We start from the raw sequence: 22,482 nt of genomic DNA, 5'->3' as shown, positions 1-22,482 counted from the left end.
AAAGGAGCCTCTATAGAGGCTCCTTTCTTCTCTAAAGCGATGCTTATCCTTATTTGTCTTTAAATATCTCTCCCCGTTTCTCTTTTATGGCTATCTGAGCGGCCGCTAAACGCGCTAACGGTACACGGTAAGGCGAGGCAGAAACATAGTTTAACCCAACTTCATGGCAGAATTCTATAGATTTTGGATCTCCGCCATGTTCGCCACATATACCGACCTCAAGTTCGGGTCTGGTAGCTCTACCTTCCGTAACACCTAATTTTATCAATCTACCTACACCGCTCTTATCCAGGCTCACAAATGGATCCTCTGGAAGAATGCCCTTCTGGACATAAGTACCCAAGAATTTCCCTTCAGCATCATCTCTGGAATAACCAAAGGTAAGCTGGGTAAGATCATTAGTACCGAAAGAGAAAAACTCAGCGTATTTAGCCAAATCGCCAGCAACTAAAGCTGCTCTGGGCACTTCTACCATGGTGCCCACTTTATAATCGAGCTGCACTCCATTGGCCGAAAGCACCTCGTTGACGACTCTGTGAGTCATGTCCGCTAAGAACTTCATTTCTGCTTCTGTCCCAACTAAGGGATGCATGATTTGGAAGCGCGGGTTATATCCGTCTTTCTTAAGCTGTGCTGCAGCCTCAGCTACTGCTCTTACCTGCATTTCGTAAATTTCAGGATAAACAATACCCAAGCGACAACCTCTAAAACCCATCATGGGGTTGTGTTCCTGAAGCTGGATAGCTCGTCTTAAAAGACGCTCTAATTTGGCGATTTCTGTGTCAGATGCGCCTTTCTTCTTTGCTTCGTCAAGCTCCTTTGCAAGGTCTTCAGGTTGAGGCAAGAATTCGTGTAAAGGTGGGTCTAAAAGTCTTATGGTAACTGGTAAACCATCCATGGCTTTTAATATGCCTATAAAATCACTACGCTGCAATTCCAGTAGGCGCTGCAGAGGTTCCTGCCGCTCTTCCGTCGTTTCAGCCATGATCATGTCTTGGACGATCTGTGTACGCTCAGGGCCAAGGAACATATGTTCTGTCCTTGTAAGACCGATACCTTCTGCCCCAAATTTGCGCGACAGAGCTGCATCCTCTGGAGTGTCAGCATTCGCCTTTACCCCAAGTTTTCTAAACTCGTCCGCCCAGCTTAAGAGTTCTTCAAAATGGGCACCCACTTCAGGCTCAACCAAAGGTAAAGCGCCCAAGAAAACCTCTCCGGTACTGCCATCAATGGTAACCACTTCGCCACGCCGAATAATCGTGCCACCAGGTGTCTGAACAACACCATTTTCAGAATCGAGTTTTAAAGCTTCTGTTCCAGTAACAGCAGGTTTTCCCATGCCTCTGGCTATAACAGCTGCGTGACTCGTCATACCGCCCCTTGTAGTCAATATGCCCTGCGCGGCAACCATACCGTGTAAATCATCAGGTGTCGTTTCAGGCCTGCACAGAATAACATTTTTTCCCGCTGCTGCTTCAGCTACAGCTTCATCGGCGCTGAAAACCAAAGTCCCCACTGCTGCACCGGGCGATGCTGCTAAACCGACCGCGATAGGCTGTCCTTTTGAGTTGGGGTCGATACGTTTATGCAGTAGATGATTTACATCCTCGGGACTAACTCTTAATAAAGCTGTTTCCTTGTCGATTAAACCCTCATGGACCATGTCCACGGCGACTCGAACGGCAGCCTGAGCAGTCCTCTTACCACTTCTGGTCTGTAGCATATAAAGTTTACCCTTCTCAACGGTAAACTCCATATCCTGCATATCTTTGTAGTTCTTTTCCAGCAAAGAAGCGACACGTGTGAGCTCAGCATAGGTATTGGGCCATTCATTTGCCATTTCCTTTATCGCTTTCGGTGTCCTTATACCCGCAACCACATCTTCGCCCTGAGCATTAGTCAAATACTCTCCGTAAAGTTCTTTTTCTCCGGTAGCAGGGTTACGAGTGAACGCAACGCCAGTGCCACTATCGTCTCCCATGTTGCCAAACACCATTTGGACAATGTTCACCGCAGTGCCCCATTCGTCAGGAATGTTATTTAGCTGCCTGTAAAGAATGGCGCGCTGGTTATTCCATGATTTGAAAACAGCCTCTATGGCCATAAACAATTGTTCCCACACGTCCATGGGGAATGGCTTCCCCGTTACTTGCTTAACGAGTTCTTTACTCTTTGCCGCAACGTCTTTTAAACCCTCCGCGGAAACTTCAGCATCATATTTCACGTGCTCTTTTTCTTTGACTTCGTCCAGCACTTTTTCGAATTCATCCTTGGATATGCCCAGGACAACGTCTGCAAACATGGTGATGAATCTTCTGTAACTATCCCATGCAAAACGTTCATTATTTGTTAGTTTTGCCAACCCCAATACACTCTCATCGTTTAGCCCCAGGTTCAAAATTGTGTCCATCATACCAGGCATGGACACACGTGCACCAGAACGCACACTAACAAGAAGCGGGTTATTGGTATCGCCAAATTTCCTGCCTGTTCGCTCTTCCAGTTTATGCATGCTCTGGATAACATCTTCCCTAAGTCCTTCAGGAAGCTTCCCACCGAGTCTGTAGTACTCCCTACAAACTTCCGTAGTAATAGTAAAACCATAAGGCACTGGCAGCCCAATCTTTGTCATTTCCGCCAAGCCCGCACCTTTCCCTCCCAGAAGTTCGCGTCCAACTGGTTCGGGATCATCAAAGAAGTAAATGCTTTTTGCCATAATCCACCCTCCTACATTACTAAATCGCCGAAATAGGCAAATCTGCTAAACAAGTTGTCCACTGCAGAAAGCAAAGCTATTCTGTTTTTACGTACATCTATGTCCTCTGCCATGACCAATTCCTTATCAAAATATTCGTGTACGTTTTCACTGATCGCAGCTAAATATTCCAGCACCTTCATTAAAGCATCTTTGCTCGGTTCGTTTAAAGAGTCTATTCTTAAGCCGTTGTTAAGCATACTGTTATACAAGTTTAAATCATTCTCAGAAGCCAACGCAGAATCAAAAACGCCGCCATCCTGATTCCTTAAAATGTTTCTAATTCTTCTATGAGCCAAAGCGATGGTTTGAACCAAATTCCCTGTCCAAAACGGTTGAAGTACATCGACTAAAACAGGGAAAAGACCCAATGGTTTATATAAGGCTCTATCCATAATCGCATTCTTAACACGCACTTCTTGGCATTGAACCCAACTGCTTAGCCTGTCTAAGAAAAAGGCTTCAACTTTTTCTTTAAGTTGTTCTTTGCCAAGTACATCAGCACTCGCTGCGATTAAATCATTAACGGAGTATGTGGGGAAAAACGCTGACACAACATTGAGCACGTCAAAAGCTAACCCTTTTAGACCCAGCGGATCTGACGAACCGGAAGGAACAAAACCCATATCAAAACCCGCAAAAATCGTGTCCAAAGCATCCAATACCTTTATCAATGCACTCGTCTCTTGCGTAGGTTTATCCACTACTTCAGCAATGAGACGGGATAATTCCGGTGCTATGCCTGTACGCTCTGCGTAAAATGCACCCATATAACCATGTAGTTCTGGAAGTTCCTGAACCATCATCGTCGTTAAATCAGCGTTGTAAAGTTCACAAAGTCTTTGTGCCGTCACATCATCCTGCCTATTAAAAACTCGCAAGAGTGATTTGACTCTTTTCACCTTATCGAACAATGTTCCATAATTTCCCAAGAAGCTGATTCTATTTAAATCATTTACCCTGTCAGCCAAAGGCCTTTTTATGTCCTCGTCCACGAAGAAGAGTGCATCGTAAAAACGAGCTCTAATTACCCTTTCGTTTCCTACTATGACTTGCTGTACATTCTCTGCTGGGCCGTTTCTGAAACCGATAAAGTAAGGCATGAGGTCGCCATCTTCACCTTCTACAGCAACGTACCGTTGATGGTGTATCATGACCGTCTCCAAGACAACTTTAGGCAACTTCAAGAATTCTTCTTCAAAATGGCCTACGAACCCTGTAGGGAATTCGTTAATGTAGGTGAGCTCTTCTAACAACGTGTCTGGTAAATGAGGCTTTCCACCAAAGCGTGCAGCAAGTTCTTGTGCCTGCATCTTAATGGACTCTTTCCTCTTGTTTTCATCTACGATGACCATGCCTTTTTGTTCCTCTTCTTGAAGATATTCCGCTATGCGATTGATTTCCACATCCTGACCAAACACACGCAAACCTCGTGACAAACGGCCAGCTTGAACTCCAAATAGCTCTATATCCAGTACTTGATCATCCAATAGAGATACAATCCACCTCACAGGCCTTCCGAAGGTAAAACCGTCTCCCCAGCGCATTGTTTTAGGGAACCATAAGTCCGTGAATATTTCCCTTAAAGCATCTGGGAGGATAGCTTTTACGTCCTTACCACCCTCTTTTTTAAATGCGTAGACATAACTCTTGCCGTTTTCTTCTACGATGCGTATATCTTCAGATGTGACACCATTTGCATCCATGAATTTCTGCAAAGCGGGCTTTATGCTCCCATCAGGCATGTAGCATGCAGAACTGGGTGGACCTTTTATGGTTTTTTCCACCACATCCTGCTTCTCTGGAAGTCCATCAACAATCAACGCAAAACGCCTGGGTGTCAGATACGTATGGACATCACTATAAGCTATACCATAATCACTGAAAACCTCTGGCAAACGCTTTAATACTTGTTCACGTAACGCCTTTAAATGAGAAGGCGGCATTTCCTCAAAGCCAAGTTCGAAAAGCAGCTCCATTAGTTCCACCTCCCCATTAATGGAAAGTTAGCCTCTTCCCTTTGTTTGAGCCATTGGCCTGCAATCTTGCTACTCAGCTTTCTTATTCTCAAAACATAAGAACTTCGTTCCGCGGCAGAAAAACCGCCACGCGCATCTAACAAATTAAACGTGTGAGAGCATTTCAGAACATAATCATAAGCTGGCAATGCAAGCCCTTTCTCAATGAGATGCAACGCCTCGCGTTCATAGGAATCGAACCATTCGCGAAGCTGTTTAGGATCTGATTCTTCGAAAGCATAAACGCAATGCTCATATTCTTCATGCTTCCGCATTTCTCCATAGGTCACTTTGTCTGACCATTTTAAGTCAAACACATTTTCCACACCCTGTAAGTACATTGAAATTCTCTCTAAACCATAGGTAAGTTCAGCAGGAACCACATCTAAATCGTAACCGCCAGCCTGCTGAAAGTATGTGAACTGGGTGATTTCCATTCCATCTAACCAAACTTCCCATCCTATACCCCAAGCACCTAAAGTTGGCGATTCCCAGTTATCTTCAACAAACCGGATATCATGGTCCTTTAGCGATACGCCAATAGCCTCCAGCGATCTTAAATAAAGGTCTTGAACATTGCTTGGGGCGGGTTTAAGTATGACCTGCATCTGATGATGCATGTAAAGACGATTCGGGTTTTCCCCATAACGTCCATCGGCAGGACGTCTGGAAGGCTCTACATAAACCACACGCCATGGTTCAGGCCCTAATACTCTCAAAAATGTGTTGGGGTTCATTGTACCTGCTCCCACCTCAATATCGAACGGCTGAGCCATGATACAACCTTGGTTTATCCAAAAGTCTGTCAGTTTCATAATAAGCTCTTGAAAAGTCACTATAACCCCTCCCTGGAAACAAGTTTTGCATTAAGCTCAGATTCCAAACAATCGAGCCAAAATGCACGCATATTATCTGTAAGTTCGCCTTTTTTCTTATATGCCTGAAGCAACGATTCGTAATCCACAACGGTAATTTCTGTTTCTGCTGTTCCGCATTTTTCACATACATAGCCGCCTAAGTATGGACTCGCTTTTATCGGAAATGATTCCCTTCGTTCTCCGCACACAACACAGCTGTTTAAGCTGGGCTGTAAACTTTCTTTAACCATGAAAGAAACCAGGAACTGATCAAAATCTTTTCGCGTTCCTTCTGACTGCAAAAAGCGCCTTAGCAGTTCAAAAAGCGAGCTGTCTAAAGAAGGCATCTTAGCCATTATTTCAAGCGCCAAAACAGTCCACACAGGATATTTATCCGGTACATACTGCTCGTTGATAACACCTGTAAGTATGCTGTAGTTTTTTATTTTCATAATACGGCCAAGCAAAATACTCCCTTCAGAAAAAGAACTCTTCCACCTATTGGGTATTTTTCTGCCAGAACGAACAGTGAGTAAGTCTTTACCGATGTGCTTGCCTAAAACAGACAAAAGCAGATCAGTTTCTTTATATGGAATCCTCTGCAGAATGGCGAACTGTTCTTCAAATTCATTCAATACGCAGTTCCTCCATAATTCTTACGCTGGCACTGGCACCGATTCTATTAGCTCCTGCATCAACCATAGCTTTCAATGTAGCGGCATCTCTAATACCGCCAGAAGCTTTAACACCTATGTTTGGACCTACAATGGAACGCATGAGTTTTACATCTTCAACAGTAGCTCCACCAGTCCCAAACCCCGTAGACGTCTTAACAAAATGTGCCCCTGCGGAAACTGCCAGCGAACATGCTATTTTCTTTTCATCTTCAGTCAGATAACAAGTCTCAATTATCACTTTTACAGTGTGGCCACAAGCCGCTTGCACTACGTCTGCGATATCCTGCTGCACAAGTTTATAGAGTTTGCTTTTGAGCCACCCTACGTTGATGACCACGTCAAACTCTTCTGCGCCATTTTTTAATGCTTCTTCTACCTCAAAAGCTTTTACACGTGTTGCTGAAGCTCCTAAAGGAAATCCTATAGTGGTGGCTACTTTTACACCGGAGTTATCCAAAAAACTTCTTGCCAACGGGACATAAGCCGAATTTACACAAACAGAGAAAAAGTTATACTGCACTGCCTCGTGGCATAACTGTTCTATTTGATCCGCTGTTGCCTCTGCCTTCAATAACGTGTGGTCAATAAGTCTGTTGTAATCCATGGACAAGTGTCCTCCCTTCATTTAAAGAAACATTGTGTACATACCTCAAAGGCTCTGGCTCTCGATGGCCTTTGAACAACGGCATAACCAGATTTACCGCGTCTTCAACAGTGGGTATGCCTGCACCTACTGAAATAAAAACTGGATTGAATCTCGGCTTTTCTCTATATGCGTAAGCCAGAACATCTTGCGATACAGGGTCCACTACATATGTTCCTCTTTCTCTGTCTACTATATCGCCATATAGCAAGTGCTTAGCCACACCAATAGAAGGCTTTCTCAACGCTAAGCCAGCTTGAACAGCTATACCCATTCTTCTTGGATGGCTTTTTCCGTGTCCATCTATCAGTAGCAAATCAGGTTTGTTTTGTAAACGTGAGTACAAAGCAAGTACATAAGGCATTTCCCTGAATGATAGAAATGTTGGAACATAAGGTACATAGGGTTCACATACAAATGTCTGGCATTCCAATAGGTCTAAGGAAAAATAGTCGAATACGGCGGCTACGCCTATACCTAAGTGCCCTTGAAAAGATACATCAAATGCAGCAACCGTGTGTACTTCGTCAAGAGTAAATGTTTCTTCTTTGTTTGCGAGAACAAGCTGCGCTTTCTTAAAACCTTCTTTATTCCACATGGTAGCCAAAGTAATATAGAGCTTCTTTATTGTTTCTCCAGTTTTCTTTTACCTTTACCCATAGTCCGAGAAACACATGCTTGCCCAGAACCTTTTCCAATTCCTTACGTGCTAAGGTACCTATTTGTTTGATCATTTGCCCATTAGCACCTATGATTATGGGCTTCTGTGATTCCCTCTCTACATAAATGGTTGCATTTATACGCACTATATCGGTGCTCTCATCCAAGAAGTCTACCTGTGATTCCACAGCATAAGGTAGTTCATCTGCTGTTAGCAGCATAACTTTCTCTCTTATTATCTCGCCTATGAATGCTTCCATAGATTGATCTGTGGTCATTCCTTCTGGATAGAATGTTGGCCCCTCTTCCAGACGATCTTCAATAGCACTTACCAATTGTGATACATTGTTACCACTAAGTGCTGAGACCGCAACAGTGCTTACAAAATCTCCCAAAGACTCGAACATGCGCACACGTTCTTCCATGGCATCAGGTGGTACTAAATCCATCTTGTTTATCACCAAAATCGATGGGATGCCTGTTTTCATCAGATCTCTGGCAACATAAATATCACCCGGTCCAGGTGGCACAGAAGAACCATCTACTACAAACAGAGCCAAATCAGATTCTTCCACATTCGTCCAAACAGTGTCGAACATGTATTCTCCTAAGGCATCTGTCGGTTTTTTAGCACCCGGAAGGTCCACAAATACTATTTGAGAACCACCTTCAGTATTGAGGACAGCCCTAACAGGCCTTCTGGTCGTCTGAGCACGTGGTGTCACAATGGAAACTTTTTGCTTCACCAAGCTATTCAAAAGCGTAGATTTCCCAACACCAGGACGTCCTACAAGAGAAACGATGCCCGATTTTGACAAGGTACTCACCTCCTAAGGTCCTCCAAAACAAAACGATTAGGTAATATATCATCAAGCTTTTCTATTTTAACCTGCTTATCGCCTACAAGTATCCAAAGGACATCTGGAGCCAAATCTGAATACACTTGACGGCACGCCCCACAAGGATACCCAGGCTCATCTGTTCCGCTATAAACAGCTATTGCCTCAAACTGGCGCTCGCCTTGTGCCAATGCGCTAAAAAGGGCAGTACGTTCAGCACATAGGCCCAAGTTCATCACATCAGGTTCCATATTTGCACCTATGTAAACCTTGCCGCTCTTACCAAGTAAGGCAGCTCCAACCCTAAAATGAGAAAAAGGCGCCACAGCATTTTCTCGAGCGCGCTTAGCAGCGTCTATTAAGGACGCATATTTCTCAACGACGTCGTTCACATCTGCCATATATTTCCTACCTCCTAAACATGTCCCAAATGAGCAACAACCCTATTCCAATGATAAACAGTGTTAAATTCACCAGGACACCATATGTTAAAGAAACAGCGAAACGCCTACAAAAGGCGCTGACGAACATGGGAAACCCAACTGCAGCAGCAGCGCCCACCGATACCAAGACAGCGCCTGCTGCCAAATCCTTGGATAGCCCAACTTCCTCGCTCCATTCAGGATGTACAGCGTCAGCCAGCTTCTCTAATGCTGTGTTCATCATTTCCAGTGAAACAACCATGGCAGATAACACAACCACAGTCGTCCATTCTGCCAACGTTAAGCCCAGTACACAGCTGTAAACTACAGCAATGAATGTGAGCAGGAAAGCTACTTTTATATGATACTCCCGGCGGAACGCTTGGTAAAAACCTTTAGCGGCTGTCCGGAAGGAGTCTGTTAATCGCTGATTCTTCATACCCAAATTCCTTTAGTATCTGGTTTTGTATGGAAACCATTTCGTTGTAGCCCTCTTCTGTTTCATCATCATAGCCCAATAGGTGCAAGAAACTGTGTATCAGTAACATGGCAAACTCTACTTGCCAACCTACGTTGCTCTCCTGGGCTTGCCTTAAAGCCACAGGAACGCATATGATGATTTCACCTAAAAAGTCATCTTCACCTGCAAAAGAAAGAACATCTGTGGGTGCATCGTTGAATCTGTATTGGCTGTTAAGATCCATAATGGTGCGCTCATCACAAAAATAAACAGAAACATCCTTTTTTTGTAACCCAAAACGCTGCATTAAAGCCTTTAGAGTGTTCTTTGTAAGTTTTATGGCGCCTCTGGGCACAGCGACTTCCTTTCCTACGTCGATCACGTTTCGGCACCTCCTGGATATTGGACTCTCGGGTGATAAAGCCCCGTTAAAACACGTACGAACACATTTTCTACAATGCTCATATCCTTAAAAGTAAGTTCAGAATTGTTTAGCTGACCATCATCCAGTCGTGACTTCACTATGGAATCTACAGTAGATCTGATAGTACTTTCATTTTTTTCATCCAAAGACCTAACTGCAGCCTCACATCCATCAGCCAGCATGAGAATAGAAGCTTCCTTCCCCTTTGGTAGCGGCCCTGGATAACGGAATTCTTCTTCAGACACCTCTACGCCACTCGTTTTTGCCTTATGGTAGAAGAAACTTGCAATGCTTGTTCCATGGTGCGTTGCTATGAACTCCCTTATACTCGTAGGCAATTTATATTTTTCGGCCAAAGCCAAACCTTCTTTTACATGAGACAACAGTATAAGCATGCTCAAACTTGGGCTCATCTTTTCGTGTAAATCGTTGGCACCTGGGTTATTTTCAATGAAGTATTGCGGTTGCTTTGTCTTTCCAATGTCATGGTACATGGCTCCCAAACGCGCTAAGATACGGTTTGCTCCTATGGCAGAAGCACCCTCTTCACACATCTGAGCAAGAACCATAGAATGATGGTATGTCCCCGGAGCCTCAATGGCTAATCGCTGAAGCAATGGATGCCTGAGGTTGCTCAACTTAAGTATGGTAAGTGGCGTTAAAAAGCCTTTTCTTTCTTCCCACAAAAATGTTAAAGCCATAAGAACACTTATGATTAGAAAACCCATAACCGTCAAGGTAAGCGCATACCAAACACCCGTTAGAGACCTTACCATGTTGCCGAAGCACCACAAAATCTCCAGCAATGCTAACCCAAAAAACGAATAGCCAACGTATTTCAGTATCGTTTCATATTGGAAAACCTTAGCCTTAACACTATAAATAAGTAAAGCGACCAACAATAAAGCAATCCAACTGTATGTATCCAAAGGAACAGATAACGTAGCAAGGACAGTCGTTGGTATCACAAGCGACCAAAAGCCATCTTTAGAGAATTTCGCTGCAAACAGCATGAATGCAAAGACAAAAAGTGGGAAAGCTATAAGCAAGCTGGAAAAACGATAAGCATACAGGAACATAACCGAACCTAAAATGCCGTAGATATAGTAGAAGATGCCTGAATATGACTTATAAACGTCACTGCGATTAGCTATTATGAGCCACATAATCGGCATAGCGATAACAAAAATCCAATACTTCAATGGCAATATGAGCTTTCCGGGAACCCAAAGTCCCATGAGGTTTAGTGCCTTCAATTGTTCGCTTTGTGCCACATCACCCTTTTGAGCCACCAATGTGCCAGCTGGGATAACTACATTTTCAGCAGAAGATATGGCTGTTATAACATCCAAAGGGCGAGCGACCCATGTAGGCTTCGTGATTATATCTTTAACCACATTTTCAAGTTTCTGCGACAAATCTGTGCTAAGGTTGAAAGTACTCTTCAGCCACTCTTTTTTTATGGGTATTTCCGTCTCATAAATGCCTTTCTCTTGAATGTATTTGCTCAGCGATGCTATAGCCTGCCTAAGCTGGTTATCTGTTGTCTGTTCACTCAATTTACTTAGTGAGCTCACGTATGACTTTACGGTGAGTTCATCACTAACCATAACAGAACTTTCAACACTTTCACCATACTTAATGGACAAATTCCTATCTGTCAGTACAGAACGCGTGAATTTACCATTTTCCACTGGTGCTCTCAAAGGAAACAGCCCAAGGAGCAGTATGCCTATCCCCAAGATCCAAAGCAAAACAACGGCGTTATAACGGATTCTGTTCTTCATAGTCCTCGTATGCCCTTACAATTTTTTGCACCAGCCGATGACGCACGATATCACTTTCGCTAAGTCTGACAATGGATATTTCTGGAAACCCTTTAAGTATGTCTAAAGCTCTTATGAGCCCAGATTCTTTTGGCTTTGGTAGATCAATCTGTGTAATGTCTCCCGTAACAACCATCTTTGAACCCAATCCCATGCGCGTTAGAAACATTTTCATCTGTTCGTTTCCTGTATTTTGCGCTTCATCCAGAATGATAAATGCATTATCAAAAGTCCGCCCACGCATGTAAGCTAATGGAGCAACTTCGATAATACCTCTTTCAATGTACCGCTGGGTTTTCTCAGGACCCATCAACTCAAATAAAGCATCATAAAGAGGTCTGAAAAACGGATCAACTTTCTGATAAATATCGCCAGGTAGAAAACCTATCTTTTCTCCTGCCTCCAATATGGGACGTGAAATAACCAGACGCTGAACAGCTTTTTCCTTTAATAAAGCGACACCATAAGTAACAGCAAGAAAGGTTTTCCCAGTACCTGCTGGGCCTACAGCAAAAACCAAATCCTTTTTGCCCATAGCATCAACAAATAGCTCTTGACCCTTTGTTTTTGGCCTTATGGGCTTTCCTTGTGCGTTAAGCGTAATAACGTTGCCCAAAACCAGCTTACCGTACTGCCTGAAAGAAGACAAAAACCTTTCTAAGTCCTCTGTCTTAACCGTTTCTCCCCCTCTAAGTGTCTTCGAAAGCGATTCAATGAAGTCCATGAAAGCTCTTATATCATCCTCGTCTTCCGCAGTGATAGCCGTTCCTTCAGGACTATTTACGATTTTCACATGAAAGAAATTTTCCAAGAGCTTAAGCTGTTCTTCTGACCCCGTCAGAATAGGACTATATTGTAACCACTCATCTTCTCTAAAGTCGTAGGTCTTCATGCCCATCTTAGCATATTATACTTCATGAAGAATTATGTACAGGAGGCAACGAATACGCGTCTCAATTGGGAACAAAAATTGGGTATAAAGTTGTTGGCAGTAGTGCACGATATTAATAAACTCTCATCTGATTTTCTTGCAGCAAAAAGCGTAAACCATCCCAAAAAGGACAGACATGCAGAACAGATAAGAGAAATCATGAGCCCTTTCGCAGAGTTTTGGACTTCCACTGGGAACATCCCATTCTTTAGGTTGGGTCTTCCTTCTGCCGCTCCATTATGGTACTTAGCGATGAAACATCACGACAGAACTGAAGATGTTTTTCTTCGACAATTCCAAAAATCAGAAGTTTACAGCACATCCATCAGTGCAAATGCCATACCTTATGGTAGAAAACAGTTAGACACAGTTATTAGCTTCAACAATGCGCTCTTAACGGGTGAACAATTGGAGCACGTCAGGTACGTAATAATGAACAGACTGCCATCTTTTTACGACATCTCCTCACAAGAAGAAGCACGGAGAATGTACTTCGACATGGATAGCATTTTGCGCATCCTTGAGTGCTTACCAGCTGACACCAGAGAACTCAGCATATCCTATGCGGAGCATGTGGCAAACATAGAGGCATACTTCTCTGAAATAGTCCCTCCTTTGCAACCCGCTGTAATGCAGACATGGAGGACATTGCTTACCAGCAGCGGATTAACCTTCAACCGCCTGGCAATGGAATTTACTGACTTTTTTGCAAGCCTTTGTTATATATACGAAGATTTTCTTCTTCACTATGAAAAGAAAATAGAAAAACACTGTCAAAATGTACATTCACAGCAGTGCATTACAAGACTTTCATACATAGAAGAAGAGCGATCACTCTTAAAAACCATCGGGCCCAAAAAGGTTTACTCCAATGACCAGATGTTCACGTTTTTTCACAATTTTTATCAGCAAGAAAAACCAAAATCTCTTTATTCTGTGGCCGCAGACTTATTAGGTATCTATGGAACACACCGAAACATTCCAGACACATTAGTCCAAAGTGCTTTTCTCCTGAAAACATCTGTATCAACCATAGAGGGTCCTTTTAAAAAACTTTCTGTAGGTAACGTAATGGAAGTATCCATAGGCGAGCAAACAGCAACTCTTCCAAAACGTCTTCTCATGCTGTCCTCAGCCGTGACCTTTCAAAAACATAGCAGTATAGATTTACCGTATGAAAAAGTGTTTCTCACACCTCTGCCATTGCTTAAGAAAAATGAAAATGTTGTGTTGGCTTTGCCGAAAAAATGGTTGCTAAGGGATCAAAATTGCGAGGGAAAAGAGCCCAGATCCGTATAAGGACCGGCAGTAATTTTTACGGTTCTTCCACGAACGGTGTCCAAAACAGCTAAAACAAGGCTGTAATTTTCAGAGCTAATTCCTTCATCCAGTTTAACGGATAGTGTATTTCCAGAATCAGTAATGGATGCATCAATCAAGAAACTCCTAAGTTCACTACTATCCTGCAATTCTCCTGTAACTAAGTAGCCATCAGCACCTTGCGCCAGCTTTAAGCCATATGGCACGCTGTGCCGGAAAGCCTCTAAGCCGTTTATGTTAATGACAACATTGCTCACTTTCATAAAATGTTCTATATTCAATGAGATCGCGTACAATAAGTGGTCATCATACGATGGCAGATTTAAACTCACATTAGCGGTATTCCCGTCTACACTTACTTGAGGCGTAACGCCGAGAGTTTGCCAAAACTTATCCAACGACGCGTCTTTTATCCTGACCAGTTCTACTCCTTGTTCACCTGTTATGAAATAATACGGCGATAAAGTAATAAGTTTGGAAACGGGGTCTGATTCAAGCTGACGAGACCCTATGACTACTTTGCCCACGCCAAGATACGTATCTAATGCTTCGAATACATCAGCGTAAGCGCCACCTGTTCCCAAATCGAAATAGCAATTCGGATCAAGATAAAGCTTGTCCCCATCAAAACCCTTGGCCATGCAAGTAATGGGCGCACTGCACGTCTTTACCTGCTGCAATGCGAGATATTTCATCAATGTGTCAGGATTAGATGTGTAAAGAGTCACATTTTCTGAGGTTATGCTATTGCCTCTGGTACAAGGTACTGATACGTCTTGTCCTTTCGAAATAAATTTAAAGTTTCCTGTAGTCGTACTCACACTCAACGCACCATGAAGCTGATCCCATGCCCACCAACCAACAAGAACGACCAAGACAATGAGTACAGCTGTTAGAACTTTGTACATGCTATGATTATAGCAGGCATGAAAGAACATTGATGAATGGAGGCTTTCATATGATAGATAAAGAAACTGTAGGAGCCTTTTTAGACGCTTTGTCATCAGATGCACCCACACCCGGTGGTGGAGCCGCCGCTGCCGTTGTCGCAGCCATGGCTTGCAGCCTAATGGCCATGTCCATAAGGGTTAGCCAGAAAAAAGTTCAAGACTCTAACTTTGAGCCAGCAGCGCAGCATTTGGATACACTTCGTCATCAGCTTCTTATTCTTTCTGATGAAGACAAAAGGGCTTTTGATTCTTATATGGACGCTCTGCATCTTCCAAAAAGTAATGAAGAAGAGAAACAAGTTAGGTCAGCAACCATAAAAAGTGCATTGCTGACAGCCACTCAAGTTCCACTCAACACCATGAAGGTTATTAAGGAATCCTTAGAAACCATCGAACCTGTTGCGCAAGAAATACTTCCAGCGGTAGCATCTGATTTATATAGCGGTGTAAAGTTAGCTCAAGCTGCTATGTTTTCAGCTTTTGCTAATGTGAAAATAAACAGTACAAAAAAAGAAACAGCACCATTGTATGAAGAAGCATCTTCTCTATTTGAAGAGTTTAACAACTTATCGTTGAGCGTAGAAAATACGGCTAAAACATTGTTAGGCATATAGCCAGCAGGCATAAAAGCAAAGAGGCTCATCTGTGTAGATGGGCCTCTTTGCTTTTAGTATCCAAGTGTGCCTAATCCAGTACTTTATAAGGATCTATTAAGGTACCATTTAGTCTTACTTCAAAATGCAGATGGCATCCCGTTGCAAAACCTGTTTCACCTACATTGCCAATGTAATCTCCTTTTAGAACGGTTTGCCCTTCTTTCACATCAATATAACTCAAATGAGCATACCTGGTGGTATAGCCATTGCCATGGCTGATAATGATGTTCAAACCATAATCACCCTCACGCCCTGCAAACACTACTACACCCTTTGCAGCAGCGTATACAGGTGTCCCGCAAGAATTCGCTATATCCAGCCCCGTATGAAAATCCGACCACCCGGAGCTCCAGTGACGCCATCCAAAGGTGCTTGTTATATCGCCATATACTGGCCATTTATCAGGAAATGCGTTCAATGCATCTGCGTATTTCGTGATAGTGTTTTTTACTTTATCCATTTGACTTTGCAGGCTCTGAATTTGCTTGTCAATATCATCTGTACCACGATAAACCGCTGCGACAGATGTGGTAGCAACTAAGTTCTTCAGGCTGGGTTTTTTAAGTGTATTTGCAGCAGTGTCCACCACCGTCTTTAACTTAGCTTCTAATTGCTGTACTTGTTTCTCTTTAAACTCTGTCAAAAGCTGATTTTGTTTTTCCAGAAGTGCCATTTGCGACTCATACTGTGCAACCAACTGTTTTGTTTGCTGAACATCCTGCTTTTGCATAGCTAACGCGGTTAAACCCTTAGTTTGTTGCATATTGAAAAAAACTATCCCCAATATGAGGAATAAAACCATCACAGACCGGCATAGCCACCGATAAGTGCGCCTTCCACAATTAAGTTCAATTTTCTTTTGATTAAATGTCAGATGTATACAAACGGCCTTATCTTCTCTAACCTTTTCTTGCTTCATTCAGCAACACCTGCTCTTCTGGTGACAAGGCTTGCACTGGTTTGTATTCTACCACTTCCTTTAAGAAGGTTGCCGATCTGTCTCGGCTATTTATGATTGTAATTATAAATCCTGTTCCTTTTCTATTCAGCACTAACATAGAGCCACTTTGACGTCCCTTGGCATCCTGGAAAGCATCGTAACGTACGACCTTACTGTACGAAAAATCGCTCTCTTCATCAGCCTCCAATGAAGACAAATTATTCTTAACCTCGTCAAGGTCTGCCAAAGCTTCACTAACCTGAGCATTCAGCTTTTCGTACCCTTTGATTCTTGCTAACCTAACCAACAGCCAGATGTTAATAATAACCAAAATGGCAGCCAAACCAAACAATCCATATAAAACATAGACGTCATTTATCGGCATTTAGCAAGACCTCCTCAGGTAAGAAAGAAGCTTTTCTCCTAACATAGTTTAGCACATCGTCATAAGAACCTGTGGCATGCAAAGTCAAACTCAAATCGCCCCCATCAGACGGAGATTCTGCTGTTAAATTCTCCAAAATGCGACCTAATGGGTCATAAGTGCGGAAACCTTCTTCCGCAAAAAGCCCAGCCACTTCGCTAAGATGCGTGCATCCCAAAACTATGTCACTAAAACGTTCCTTTTTGGCGTACTCGCATATGTTATGGACCAGAGCCTGGGCTAACTCACTGTTATTCCGCTGAACGGCATCTATAAGCTTAGTCGCGCTTACTTCTACTCCCTTTCCGCCTGTAAAGTATGTGTAAATACGAGCATCCACAGTGGATTGTGTCGCTAAGATAAGCGGTTTTTGTAATTTCGGTAATCCTTCATGATAAGAGTACGTATGAAAAATAGGAATACTTGTTTCCATATTCTTCTTAAACAATGGCCAATAGCGCAAATAAACACTGCTGATGGTATTGCATGCCAAGAAAATACCGTCTACTTTTAACGGACTCGAAAAAGTGAAAAAATCACGTAAGATACCGTACAATTCTGTTTCATTCTTTAAACCCAATGGAAAGTGTGCCGTATCAGCATAGAAGATAACGTGCGTGGCTTTCCGTAGAGCCAGAAGTTGCAGAGAAAACCATGCTCCACCTGTACCAGAATCATAAACTAAGTAAGTGTTCATTGTTACGATTATAGCAGGCATCGTTGCTGTAAGATTTCTGCGCTCTTTTTTTATAGGCTATTTCCCAGCCCCATTTTTAGATGTGGTACTCGTCAAATTTCCTTTTAATTCATAGATGGTGACATAATCACCCTGATAGACAATAGTACCAGTGTTTGTCGATAGCCCTTGATTTCCAGGACTTTGCATGTTGCTTGGTGGTTCGTTTGGTATTTGGGCATTGCCGCTAAAATCTGGAGCTCCCAAGCTACCCATGTTTTGAGGAATAGGATTATCGCCAAGAGCATCCGTAGGAGAAGGCGCATAACCAAAAACCTGTGAGGAATTATTCTTGCCTCTGGTCAAATCGCCAAAGACATTGCCACCACTCGTTTGAACATAAAGAACAGTAGAATATCTTGTTGTATCTACAGTATTTGCCGTCTGTGCACAATTAGTATGAAGTATCCAACCAGCCCAATATTCAAGCCCATGCTGCGCGATAACAAGAGTGTGACTACTGTCGGTAATTGAATTCCTAAATATTGAAAGCTCCTCATAGACGTTTTCATTAATGGCCGTGTTGTTCATTGATTGCAAATCGGTAGGAATACCAACTAACACAAATGCAAGTACAGCACCTGACAGCAACGCTTGAGGCTTTAATTCCATCTGCCTAAGTAGGATAGCAAGAACAATTAAGCCGGGACCAAACGCCATGTTCAAGAATCTTGAACTGTATGTAACAAAGGATGGTGTATAGAGGCAAAATAAGGTAGCTAAAGCAGAACCTAAACCAATGGCTAATTCCCATTTTTCAAGTTTGTCTTTCTGTATAAGAAACGCTACAAACAAACCACCCAAAAGCAACATGAACAAGCTTGCAGAACCTTCCGTCTGCCCCATCCCTCTAATCATCCTGTTTTGCATTGTTCCCATGGAACCGAGAGAACTCAATGCACTTTTCACATAATTCAGTACGGAAACAGATTTGCTGATTCCTACCAACGAAAGAGCGGCAAAAACAGCAGTGACAAGAATTACTACCAGACCAACCGTTTTTAGCGCCCTCTTACTTAAACCTTCCACAAACAATATCCAACCCAGCATTGTTACAGCCGCAAATAACAGAGCCAAAGCAAAAACACCTATGTGTGTTGCTCCGCACAGACCAAGGAAAACCATGACCATCACAATGTTTTTAGGCTTACCATCTTTCAGTGACCTTACAACGTAATAGGCCATGAACAAGAAGAATACCATGCCTAAAGAGTTTTTTATGAAATCACTGGAAAGACTAATAGGCCCAGATGAAAGCGTAGCAACAATACATGCAGCAGCTACAGGTAGCAGGATACTGCCATTTTCTTTTTGTACAGATCTAACTAACAGATAAGCAGGAATAGCTGCCAATGCTGGAGCTAACGCCGTTATTAGTTTTACACCTACCAAAACCGCTTGTTCTGTAGACAAACTGGAAAACAACCTTACTATCCACGAAGCAGCCGCCATTATATAAAAAACAAGAGGCGTGTCAGCACCCGCAAGTCTACCTGTTTCTAAGATACTTCGGGTTTGAATTAGATAATAAGCACCATCGGTACCGGGGAACAAATTCATTGAGAATAGCATCTTTAACCTTAACGCAAAAGCCACGAAGAATATTAGTACAACGAGCAGTTTTTCTACAGACGTGTTTTTTGTATGGTTCATCGTGAGATGAGAACCTCCTTAGGGCGTTTATAAGTAATACGCCAGAGAAACAGGGAAAGTTGCACAAAAACGCTCTAAAGCGAGCTATAAGTATATACTTTATGCGCAGATTTGCTTTAACAAAAGCGCGTTTTCAACAGCGTAGCCCTCAGCATCGTTATTAAAGTAAACAAAAACGTCTTTACCTTGCCTTAGCCATCCTTGGATATATTCTCGCCACCATATTAGCTGCTCTTGTGAATATCCGGACCTGTAAAGTAAAGGGTAACCATGCAACCTTACATAAACAAAATTGGCTGTGGTCTCGTTGATCACTAAAGGATAATTATCTCCGTGGCTGACTACAAAAGATACATTATGTACTTTTAGAACATCCATAACCTCTGGATCGACCCAGCTTTGGTGCCTGAATTCTATCGCTTTACCCTTTGGCTCATGGTCCAAAACATCCAGAAACGATTTCAGCACATTCATATCTTTCTTAAGTGAAGGCGGAAGTTGCCATAAAACCACTGCCAGATGTTCGCCTAAAGGAGATAAAGATTTATAAAACTGTTTTACTAAATCGCTTACATCGGTTAGTCGCTTAAAATGTGTAATATTTCTGTTACCTTTTATGGAAAAGACAAAGCCCACAGGTAAATTGGATAACCATTTTTTTACGGTATTCTCAATGGGCACATGATAAAAAGTATTATTTATTTCAACTGTGTTGAAACTTTTAGCATAAAAGGGGAGCATTTACTCCCCTTTTATGCTTTCAGGATAAAACACTCCCTTCCAATGGCTATAGCTGTAGCCACTGGTTCCGATAAAAAGGTTAGTCAGCGTTAAATTCCCTGAATTTATCCCTAGGTGCACCGCATACGGGGCACTTCTCAGGTGGTTCCCCTTCAACTGTGTAGCCGCACACAGGGCATATGAATATCTTATCTGCCTCAAAGTCTTTGCCCTGTTTTGACAAATCCAACGCTTTTGTATACATTCCAGCGTGAATTTTTTCTGCCTCTAAAGCAAAATGGGTTGATCTAACGGCATCATTTTCTCCCTGGAACTGAGCAGCATTGTTGTAAACAGGATACATTTCATTAACTTCGAATGTTTCACCATCAATAGACATCTGCAAGTTAGCCGGAACGTCTCCTAATCTTCCAAGCGCCTTAAAGTGATTCTTGGCATGTACAAATTCTGCATAAGCAATAGCTCTCCACAAATTAGCAAGTTTCTTAAGACCCTTTTGTTCCGCATCCTCGGCAAAAATCGTGTACCTCATGTGTGCCTGTGATTCACCAGCAAATGCATCCTCTAAAAACTTCTTAGTCATGTCATGCATACCTTATCCCCTCCTTATGGCTTTATTATAATACATCAAAATATTAACGCCTATTCCTTGTCCACGTCCTCAATAATCTTGCTTATTTGTTCATCAGACAGGTTTTCTTCTTTCCCTACTTTTGCAAGCTCTGCTTTTTTGTTATTTATATCGTTTTCTACAGATTCTACTTCTTTAGCAAGTTTAACTAAGTCATCCGTTACTACCAAACTTCCAGAGACATGCAGCCCTTTGTAAACGCTTTCACCTATTTGTGTTATCAAATCTTTTCTTCTATTATTCAATTTGCTAAGTTCTGCTCTTATGCTTATTGTTTTTGATAGATCTGATGCACCTTTTCCAACTCTCTTCCCAATAGTGCCCAGCAGATTCCCCACACTTTTAGCCACATCTCCAGCTTTCTTCGTCAGATCTGAACGCTGCAAATCATCTATAAGTTCATCCATTTCATCAGCTAAAGACACAGCGACGTCCCTTGCTTGGGATGTGCCTAAATCAGCCTGAACCGTTAATTCATCAATCTTTTGTTGAGTAAAATCTATAACCTGCTGAATTTTATCCTTTGTTTCCCCTGTGGCAGCATCGATACGCTTCTGAGCAAATTTCAGAACATCCTGCAGCTCTTTTATTTCATCTTCCAATGTTTCCGACGCAGCCATCTTAAGTTCAGATGATTTTAAACGGAAGTACTCCAAAACCTCATCCAATTTGTCTTTTTCTGCCAATGTAATCACCCCTTATTTCAGTTACATGACTTATACCCAAACCCGAGGTTATTAAATTCAAAACAGATAAATCACCTTTCTTGTACCCCTATTGTGTATTATAATTCACCTTTGTTTGAAACCACTGTCACACTTATAATATTTTCATATGAAGCTTAGAACATACAAGAAAGGCTCCATTTTATGAACGCACAAGAAACAAGAGCGACTTTTCTGGCAGTTCTCGCCGCTGCACTTTATAGTTTGAGTTCTCCATTTTCTAAAATCCTTCTTGGTGACATTAGCCCAACTCTAATGGCAGCACTTCTCTACATTGGTGCAGGTATAGGCGTTTTTGTTCTTATGGTAATCAGAAGCATCTTAGGTAAGGGGAAAAGTGAAACACACATTTTAAGAAGCGATTTCCCATATGTCATAGGAATGGTCGTTTTGGACGTGGCAGCTCCAATACTGCTCATGTACGGACTAAGCATGTCCAACGCAGCCACCGTTTCTCTATTGGGCAACTTTGAAATCGTTGCCACAGCTTTCATCGCATCCATACTCTTTAAAGAACATATAAGTACAAGACTCTGGACTGCAATATTCTTTATTACCATTTCCTGCATACTTCTGTCCACAGAGGCTGATGCTAACTACACTTTATCCATTGGTTCTATTCTTGCACTTGCAGCCACTACCTGTTGGGGTTTGGAAAACAACTGCACCAGGATGCTCTCAATGAGAGACCCCATGGAAGTTGTTGTCATAAAAGGTTTCTGCTCAGGTTTTGGTTCTCTTTGCATTGCAGCATCGTTTGGACAAATTAGCTCCAGCATTTCACATGTTTTCGCTGCTTTGTTCCTCGGCTTTATTGCATATGGACTCAGCATCTTTTTCTATGTTTCTGCACAGCGTTACTTAGGGGCGGCACGCACAAGCACCTTCTATGCCGTGGGACCATTCATAGGCGTTGTTCTTTCTTTCTTCTTGTTTGGAACACCACCGAATTCGCTGTTTCCCGTAGCACTATCGCTGATGATCGTAGGAACGTATCTGTCAGCCACTAACCCACAAACAGGATAGCAACAACTTGTTTGCTGATAAAATCTATAACCTGCTGAATTTTATCCTTTGTTTTCCCTGAGGCACCATCGATACGCTTTTGAGCAAATTTCAGAACAGCCTGCAACTCTCTCATTTCATCTTCTCTATGTTTCCGACGCAGCCATCTTAAGCTCCGATGATTTTAAG

The 22,482-nt window shown here is 42.5% G+C and carries 24 protein-coding genes; 3 read left to right on the top strand and 21 right to left on the bottom strand.

The features are described from left to right. Window positions 1-49: 49 nt before the first annotated feature. Genes ppdK through D890_RS0101785 form a run of 12 tightly spaced genes read right to left on the bottom strand, consistent with a single transcriptional unit; the run spans window position 50 to window position 12,479 of the window. Entirely contained in the window at window positions 50-2,716 is a 2,667-nt protein-coding gene (gene ppdK / locus D890_RS0101840; RefSeq protein ID WP_018962833.1) for a pyruvate, phosphate dikinase, read from the bottom strand. A gap of 11 nt (window positions 2,717-2,727) precedes the next feature. Next, a complete protein-coding gene (glyS, locus tag D890_RS0101835) occupies window positions 2,728-4,734 on the bottom strand; it encodes a glycine--tRNA ligase subunit beta (protein ID WP_018962832.1) in 2,007 nt (668 codons plus the stop codon). Beyond that, window positions 4,734-5,609 (bottom strand): glycine--tRNA ligase subunit alpha, encoded by an 876-nt coding sequence (glyQ, locus tag D890_RS0101830; RefSeq protein WP_018962831.1) that lies wholly within the window; start codon window positions 5,607-5,609, stop codon window positions 4,734-4,736. Before glyQ ends, glyS begins: the two co-directional genes overlap by 1 nt. After that, window positions 5,609-6,265: a recombination protein O N-terminal domain-containing protein gene (locus D890_RS0101825; RefSeq protein WP_018962830.1), complete on the bottom strand. Its 657-nt coding sequence runs from the start codon at window positions 6,263-6,265 to the stop codon at window positions 5,609-5,611. Before D890_RS0101825 ends, glyQ begins: the two co-directional genes overlap by 1 nt. Then, window positions 6,258-6,911, bottom strand: coding sequence for a deoxyribose-phosphate aldolase (gene deoC / locus D890_RS0101820; RefSeq protein WP_018962829.1), 654 nt, complete (start codon window positions 6,909-6,911; stop codon window positions 6,258-6,260). The genes D890_RS0101825 and deoC overlap by 8 nt, the downstream gene beginning before the upstream one ends. After that, entirely contained in the window at window positions 6,889-7,548 is a 660-nt protein-coding gene (locus D890_RS0101815) for an endonuclease V (RefSeq protein ID WP_040363476.1), read from the bottom strand. Before D890_RS0101815 ends, deoC begins: the two co-directional genes overlap by 23 nt. After that, entirely contained in the window at window positions 7,538-8,437 is a 900-nt protein-coding gene (gene era / locus D890_RS0101810) for a GTPase Era (protein WP_026291278.1), read from the bottom strand. Before era ends, D890_RS0101815 begins: the two co-directional genes overlap by 11 nt. Beyond that, the gene (locus D890_RS0101805) at window positions 8,434-8,850 is read right to left on the bottom strand and encodes a cytidine deaminase (RefSeq protein WP_018962826.1); all 417 of its coding nucleotides are present in this window, start codon (window positions 8,848-8,850) and stop codon (window positions 8,434-8,436) included. Before D890_RS0101805 ends, era begins: the two co-directional genes overlap by 4 nt. 7 nt (window positions 8,851-8,857) lie before the next feature. After that, window positions 8,858-9,310, bottom strand: coding sequence for a diacylglycerol kinase (locus D890_RS0101800; protein ID WP_018962825.1), 453 nt, complete (start codon window positions 9,308-9,310; stop codon window positions 8,858-8,860). After that, window positions 9,267-9,713 (bottom strand): rRNA maturation RNase YbeY, encoded by a 447-nt coding sequence (gene ybeY / locus D890_RS07505; protein ID WP_018962824.1) that lies wholly within the window; start codon window positions 9,711-9,713, stop codon window positions 9,267-9,269. Before ybeY ends, D890_RS0101800 begins: the two co-directional genes overlap by 44 nt. Beyond that, window positions 9,710-11,542: an HDIG domain-containing metalloprotein gene (locus D890_RS0101790; RefSeq protein ID WP_018962823.1), complete on the bottom strand. Its 1,833-nt coding sequence runs from the start codon at window positions 11,540-11,542 to the stop codon at window positions 9,710-9,712. Before D890_RS0101790 ends, ybeY begins: the two co-directional genes overlap by 4 nt. Continuing rightward, on the bottom strand, window positions 11,520-12,479 hold the full coding sequence (locus D890_RS0101785) for a PhoH family protein (protein ID WP_018962822.1): 960 nt from the start codon (window positions 12,477-12,479) through the stop codon (window positions 11,520-11,522). The genes D890_RS0101790 and D890_RS0101785 overlap by 23 nt, the downstream gene beginning before the upstream one ends. Window positions 12,480-12,497: 18 nt before the next feature. On the opposite strand from D890_RS0101785, the gene D890_RS0101780 reads away from it, so the two are divergent. After that, the gene (locus D890_RS0101780; RefSeq protein WP_156802650.1) at window positions 12,498-13,811 is read left to right on the top strand and encodes a hypothetical protein; all 1,314 of its coding nucleotides are present in this window, start codon (window positions 12,498-12,500) and stop codon (window positions 13,809-13,811) included. On the opposite strand, the gene D890_RS0101775 is transcribed toward D890_RS0101780, so the two are convergent. Beyond that, window positions 13,775-14,740 carry a hypothetical protein gene (locus tag D890_RS0101775; protein WP_245533122.1) on the bottom strand — a complete coding sequence of 322 codons (966 nt, stop codon included), beginning with the start codon at window positions 14,738-14,740 and terminating at the stop codon, window positions 13,775-13,777. The two genes, D890_RS0101780 and D890_RS0101775, sit on opposite strands and share 37 nt — an antisense overlap. A 50-nt stretch (window positions 14,741-14,790) precedes the next feature. On the opposite strand from D890_RS0101775, the gene D890_RS0101770 reads away from it, so the two are divergent. Then, complete coding sequence (locus tag D890_RS0101770) at window positions 14,791-15,396, top strand: cyclodeaminase/cyclohydrolase family protein (RefSeq protein WP_018962819.1); 606 nt, start codon at window positions 14,791-14,793, stop codon at window positions 15,394-15,396. A gap of 70 nt (window positions 15,397-15,466) precedes the next feature. Here D890_RS0101770 and D890_RS0101765 read toward each other — a convergent pair whose 3' ends face one another. The 7 genes from D890_RS0101765 to D890_RS0101735 form a co-directional block, all read right to left on the bottom strand. Beyond that, window positions 15,467-16,357, bottom strand: a complete 891-nt coding sequence (locus D890_RS0101765) for a M23 family metallopeptidase (protein ID WP_018962818.1) — start codon at window positions 16,355-16,357, stop codon at window positions 15,467-15,469. Next, a complete protein-coding gene (locus D890_RS0101760; protein WP_018962817.1) occupies window positions 16,338-16,763 on the bottom strand; it encodes a DUF4446 family protein in 426 nt (141 codons plus the stop codon). The genes D890_RS0101765 and D890_RS0101760 overlap by 20 nt, the downstream gene beginning before the upstream one ends. Next, complete coding sequence (locus tag D890_RS0101755) at window positions 16,750-17,499, bottom strand: glutamate racemase (RefSeq protein WP_245533121.1); 750 nt, start codon at window positions 17,497-17,499, stop codon at window positions 16,750-16,752. Before D890_RS0101755 ends, D890_RS0101760 begins: the two co-directional genes overlap by 14 nt. Before the next feature lie 57 nt (window positions 17,500-17,556). Beyond that, window positions 17,557-19,191: a glycosyltransferase family 39 protein gene (locus tag D890_RS0101750; RefSeq protein WP_018962815.1), complete on the bottom strand. Its 1,635-nt coding sequence runs from the start codon at window positions 19,189-19,191 to the stop codon at window positions 17,557-17,559. A 99-nt stretch (window positions 19,192-19,290) separates the two neighbouring features. Further along, complete coding sequence (locus tag D890_RS07500) at window positions 19,291-19,932, bottom strand: DUF72 domain-containing protein (RefSeq protein ID WP_018962814.1); 642 nt, start codon at window positions 19,930-19,932, stop codon at window positions 19,291-19,293. Window positions 19,933-20,011: 79 nt separating this feature from the next. Continuing rightward, the gene (locus D890_RS08085; RefSeq protein WP_018962813.1) at window positions 20,012-20,524 is read right to left on the bottom strand and encodes a rubrerythrin family protein; all 513 of its coding nucleotides are present in this window, start codon (window positions 20,522-20,524) and stop codon (window positions 20,012-20,014) included. Between the two features lie 50 nt (window positions 20,525-20,574). Continuing rightward, a complete protein-coding gene (locus D890_RS0101735; RefSeq protein WP_245533119.1) occupies window positions 20,575-21,258 on the bottom strand; it encodes a hypothetical protein in 684 nt (227 codons plus the stop codon). Between the two features lie 174 nt (window positions 21,259-21,432). On the opposite strand from D890_RS0101735, the gene D890_RS0101730 reads away from it, so the two are divergent. Continuing rightward, a complete protein-coding gene (locus D890_RS0101730) occupies window positions 21,433-22,314 on the top strand; it encodes a DMT family transporter (RefSeq protein WP_018962811.1) in 882 nt (293 codons plus the stop codon). Here the strand turns inward: D890_RS0101730 and D890_RS08080 are convergent. Continuing rightward, window positions 22,295-22,429, bottom strand: a complete 135-nt coding sequence (locus D890_RS08080) for a hypothetical protein (RefSeq protein ID WP_018962810.1) — start codon at window positions 22,427-22,429, stop codon at window positions 22,295-22,297. The genes D890_RS0101730 and D890_RS08080 overlap by 20 nt on opposite strands. Between the last annotated feature and the right edge of the window lie 53 nt (window positions 22,430-22,482).

This window comes from Coprothermobacter platensis DSM 11748, assembly GCF_000378005.1.
GTDB lineage: Bacteria > Coprothermobacterota > Coprothermobacteria > Coprothermobacterales > Coprothermobacteraceae > Coprothermobacter > Coprothermobacter platensis.
The sequence above is the reverse complement of the archived record's forward strand: the minus strand, read 5'-3'. Positions and strand labels throughout refer to the sequence as shown.

Bases quoted from the DNA above. Each gene is read 5' to 3' on its own strand.
- ppdK (WP_018962833.1), bottom strand. From the start codon at position 2,716: ATGGCAAAAAGCATTTACTTCTTTGATGATCCCGAACCAGTTGGACGC.
- glyS (WP_018962832.1), bottom strand. From the start codon at position 4,734: ATGGAGCTGCTTTTCGAACTTGGCTTTGAGGAAATGCCGCCTTCTCAT.
- deoC (WP_018962829.1), bottom strand. From the start codon at position 6,911: ATGGATTACAACAGACTTATTGACCACACGTTATTGAAGGCAGAGGCA.
- D890_RS0101815 (WP_040363476.1), bottom strand. From the start codon at position 7,548: ATGTGGAATAAAGAAGGTTTTAAGAAAGCGCAGCTTGTTCTCGCAAAC.
- D890_RS0101805 (WP_018962826.1), bottom strand. From the start codon at position 8,850: ATGGCAGATGTGAACGACGTCGTTGAGAAATATGCGTCCTTAATAGAC.
- D890_RS0101800 (WP_018962825.1), bottom strand. From the start codon at position 9,310: ATGAAGAATCAGCGATTAACAGACTCCTTCCGGACAGCCGCTAAAGGT.
- D890_RS0101790 (WP_018962823.1), bottom strand. From the start codon at position 11,542: ATGAAGAACAGAATCCGTTATAACGCCGTTGTTTTGCTTTGGATCTTG.
- D890_RS0101785 (WP_018962822.1), bottom strand. From the start codon at position 12,479: ATGGGCATGAAGACCTACGACTTTAGAGAAGATGAGTGGTTACAATAT.
- D890_RS0101780 (WP_156802650.1), top strand. From the start codon at position 12,498: ATGAAGAATTATGTACAGGAGGCAACGAATACGCGTCTCAATTGGGAA.
- D890_RS0101775 (WP_245533122.1), bottom strand. From the start codon at position 14,740: ATGTACAAAGTTCTAACAGCTGTACTCATTGTCTTGGTCGTTCTTGTT.
- D890_RS0101770 (WP_018962819.1), top strand. From the start codon at position 14,791: ATGATAGATAAAGAAACTGTAGGAGCCTTTTTAGACGCTTTGTCATCA.
- D890_RS0101765 (WP_018962818.1), bottom strand. From the start codon at position 16,357: ATGAAGCAAGAAAAGGTTAGAGAAGATAAGGCCGTTTGTATACATCTG.
- D890_RS0101760 (WP_018962817.1), bottom strand. From the start codon at position 16,763: ATGCCGATAAATGACGTCTATGTTTTATATGGATTGTTTGGTTTGGCT.
- D890_RS0101755 (WP_245533121.1), bottom strand. From the start codon at position 17,499: ATGAACACTTACTTAGTTTATGATTCTGGTACAGGTGGAGCATGGTTT.
- D890_RS0101750 (WP_018962815.1), bottom strand. From the start codon at position 19,191: ATGAACCATACAAAAAACACGTCTGTAGAAAAACTGCTCGTTGTACTA.
- D890_RS07500 (WP_018962814.1), bottom strand. From the start codon at position 19,932: ATGCTCCCCTTTTATGCTAAAAGTTTCAACACAGTTGAAATAAATAAT.
- D890_RS08085 (WP_018962813.1), bottom strand. From the start codon at position 20,524: ATGCATGACATGACTAAGAAGTTTTTAGAGGATGCATTTGCTGGTGAA.
- D890_RS0101730 (WP_018962811.1), top strand. From the start codon at position 21,433: ATGAACGCACAAGAAACAAGAGCGACTTTTCTGGCAGTTCTCGCCGCT.
- D890_RS08080 (WP_018962810.1), bottom strand. From the start codon at position 22,429: ATGAGAGAGTTGCAGGCTGTTCTGAAATTTGCTCAAAAGCGTATCGAT.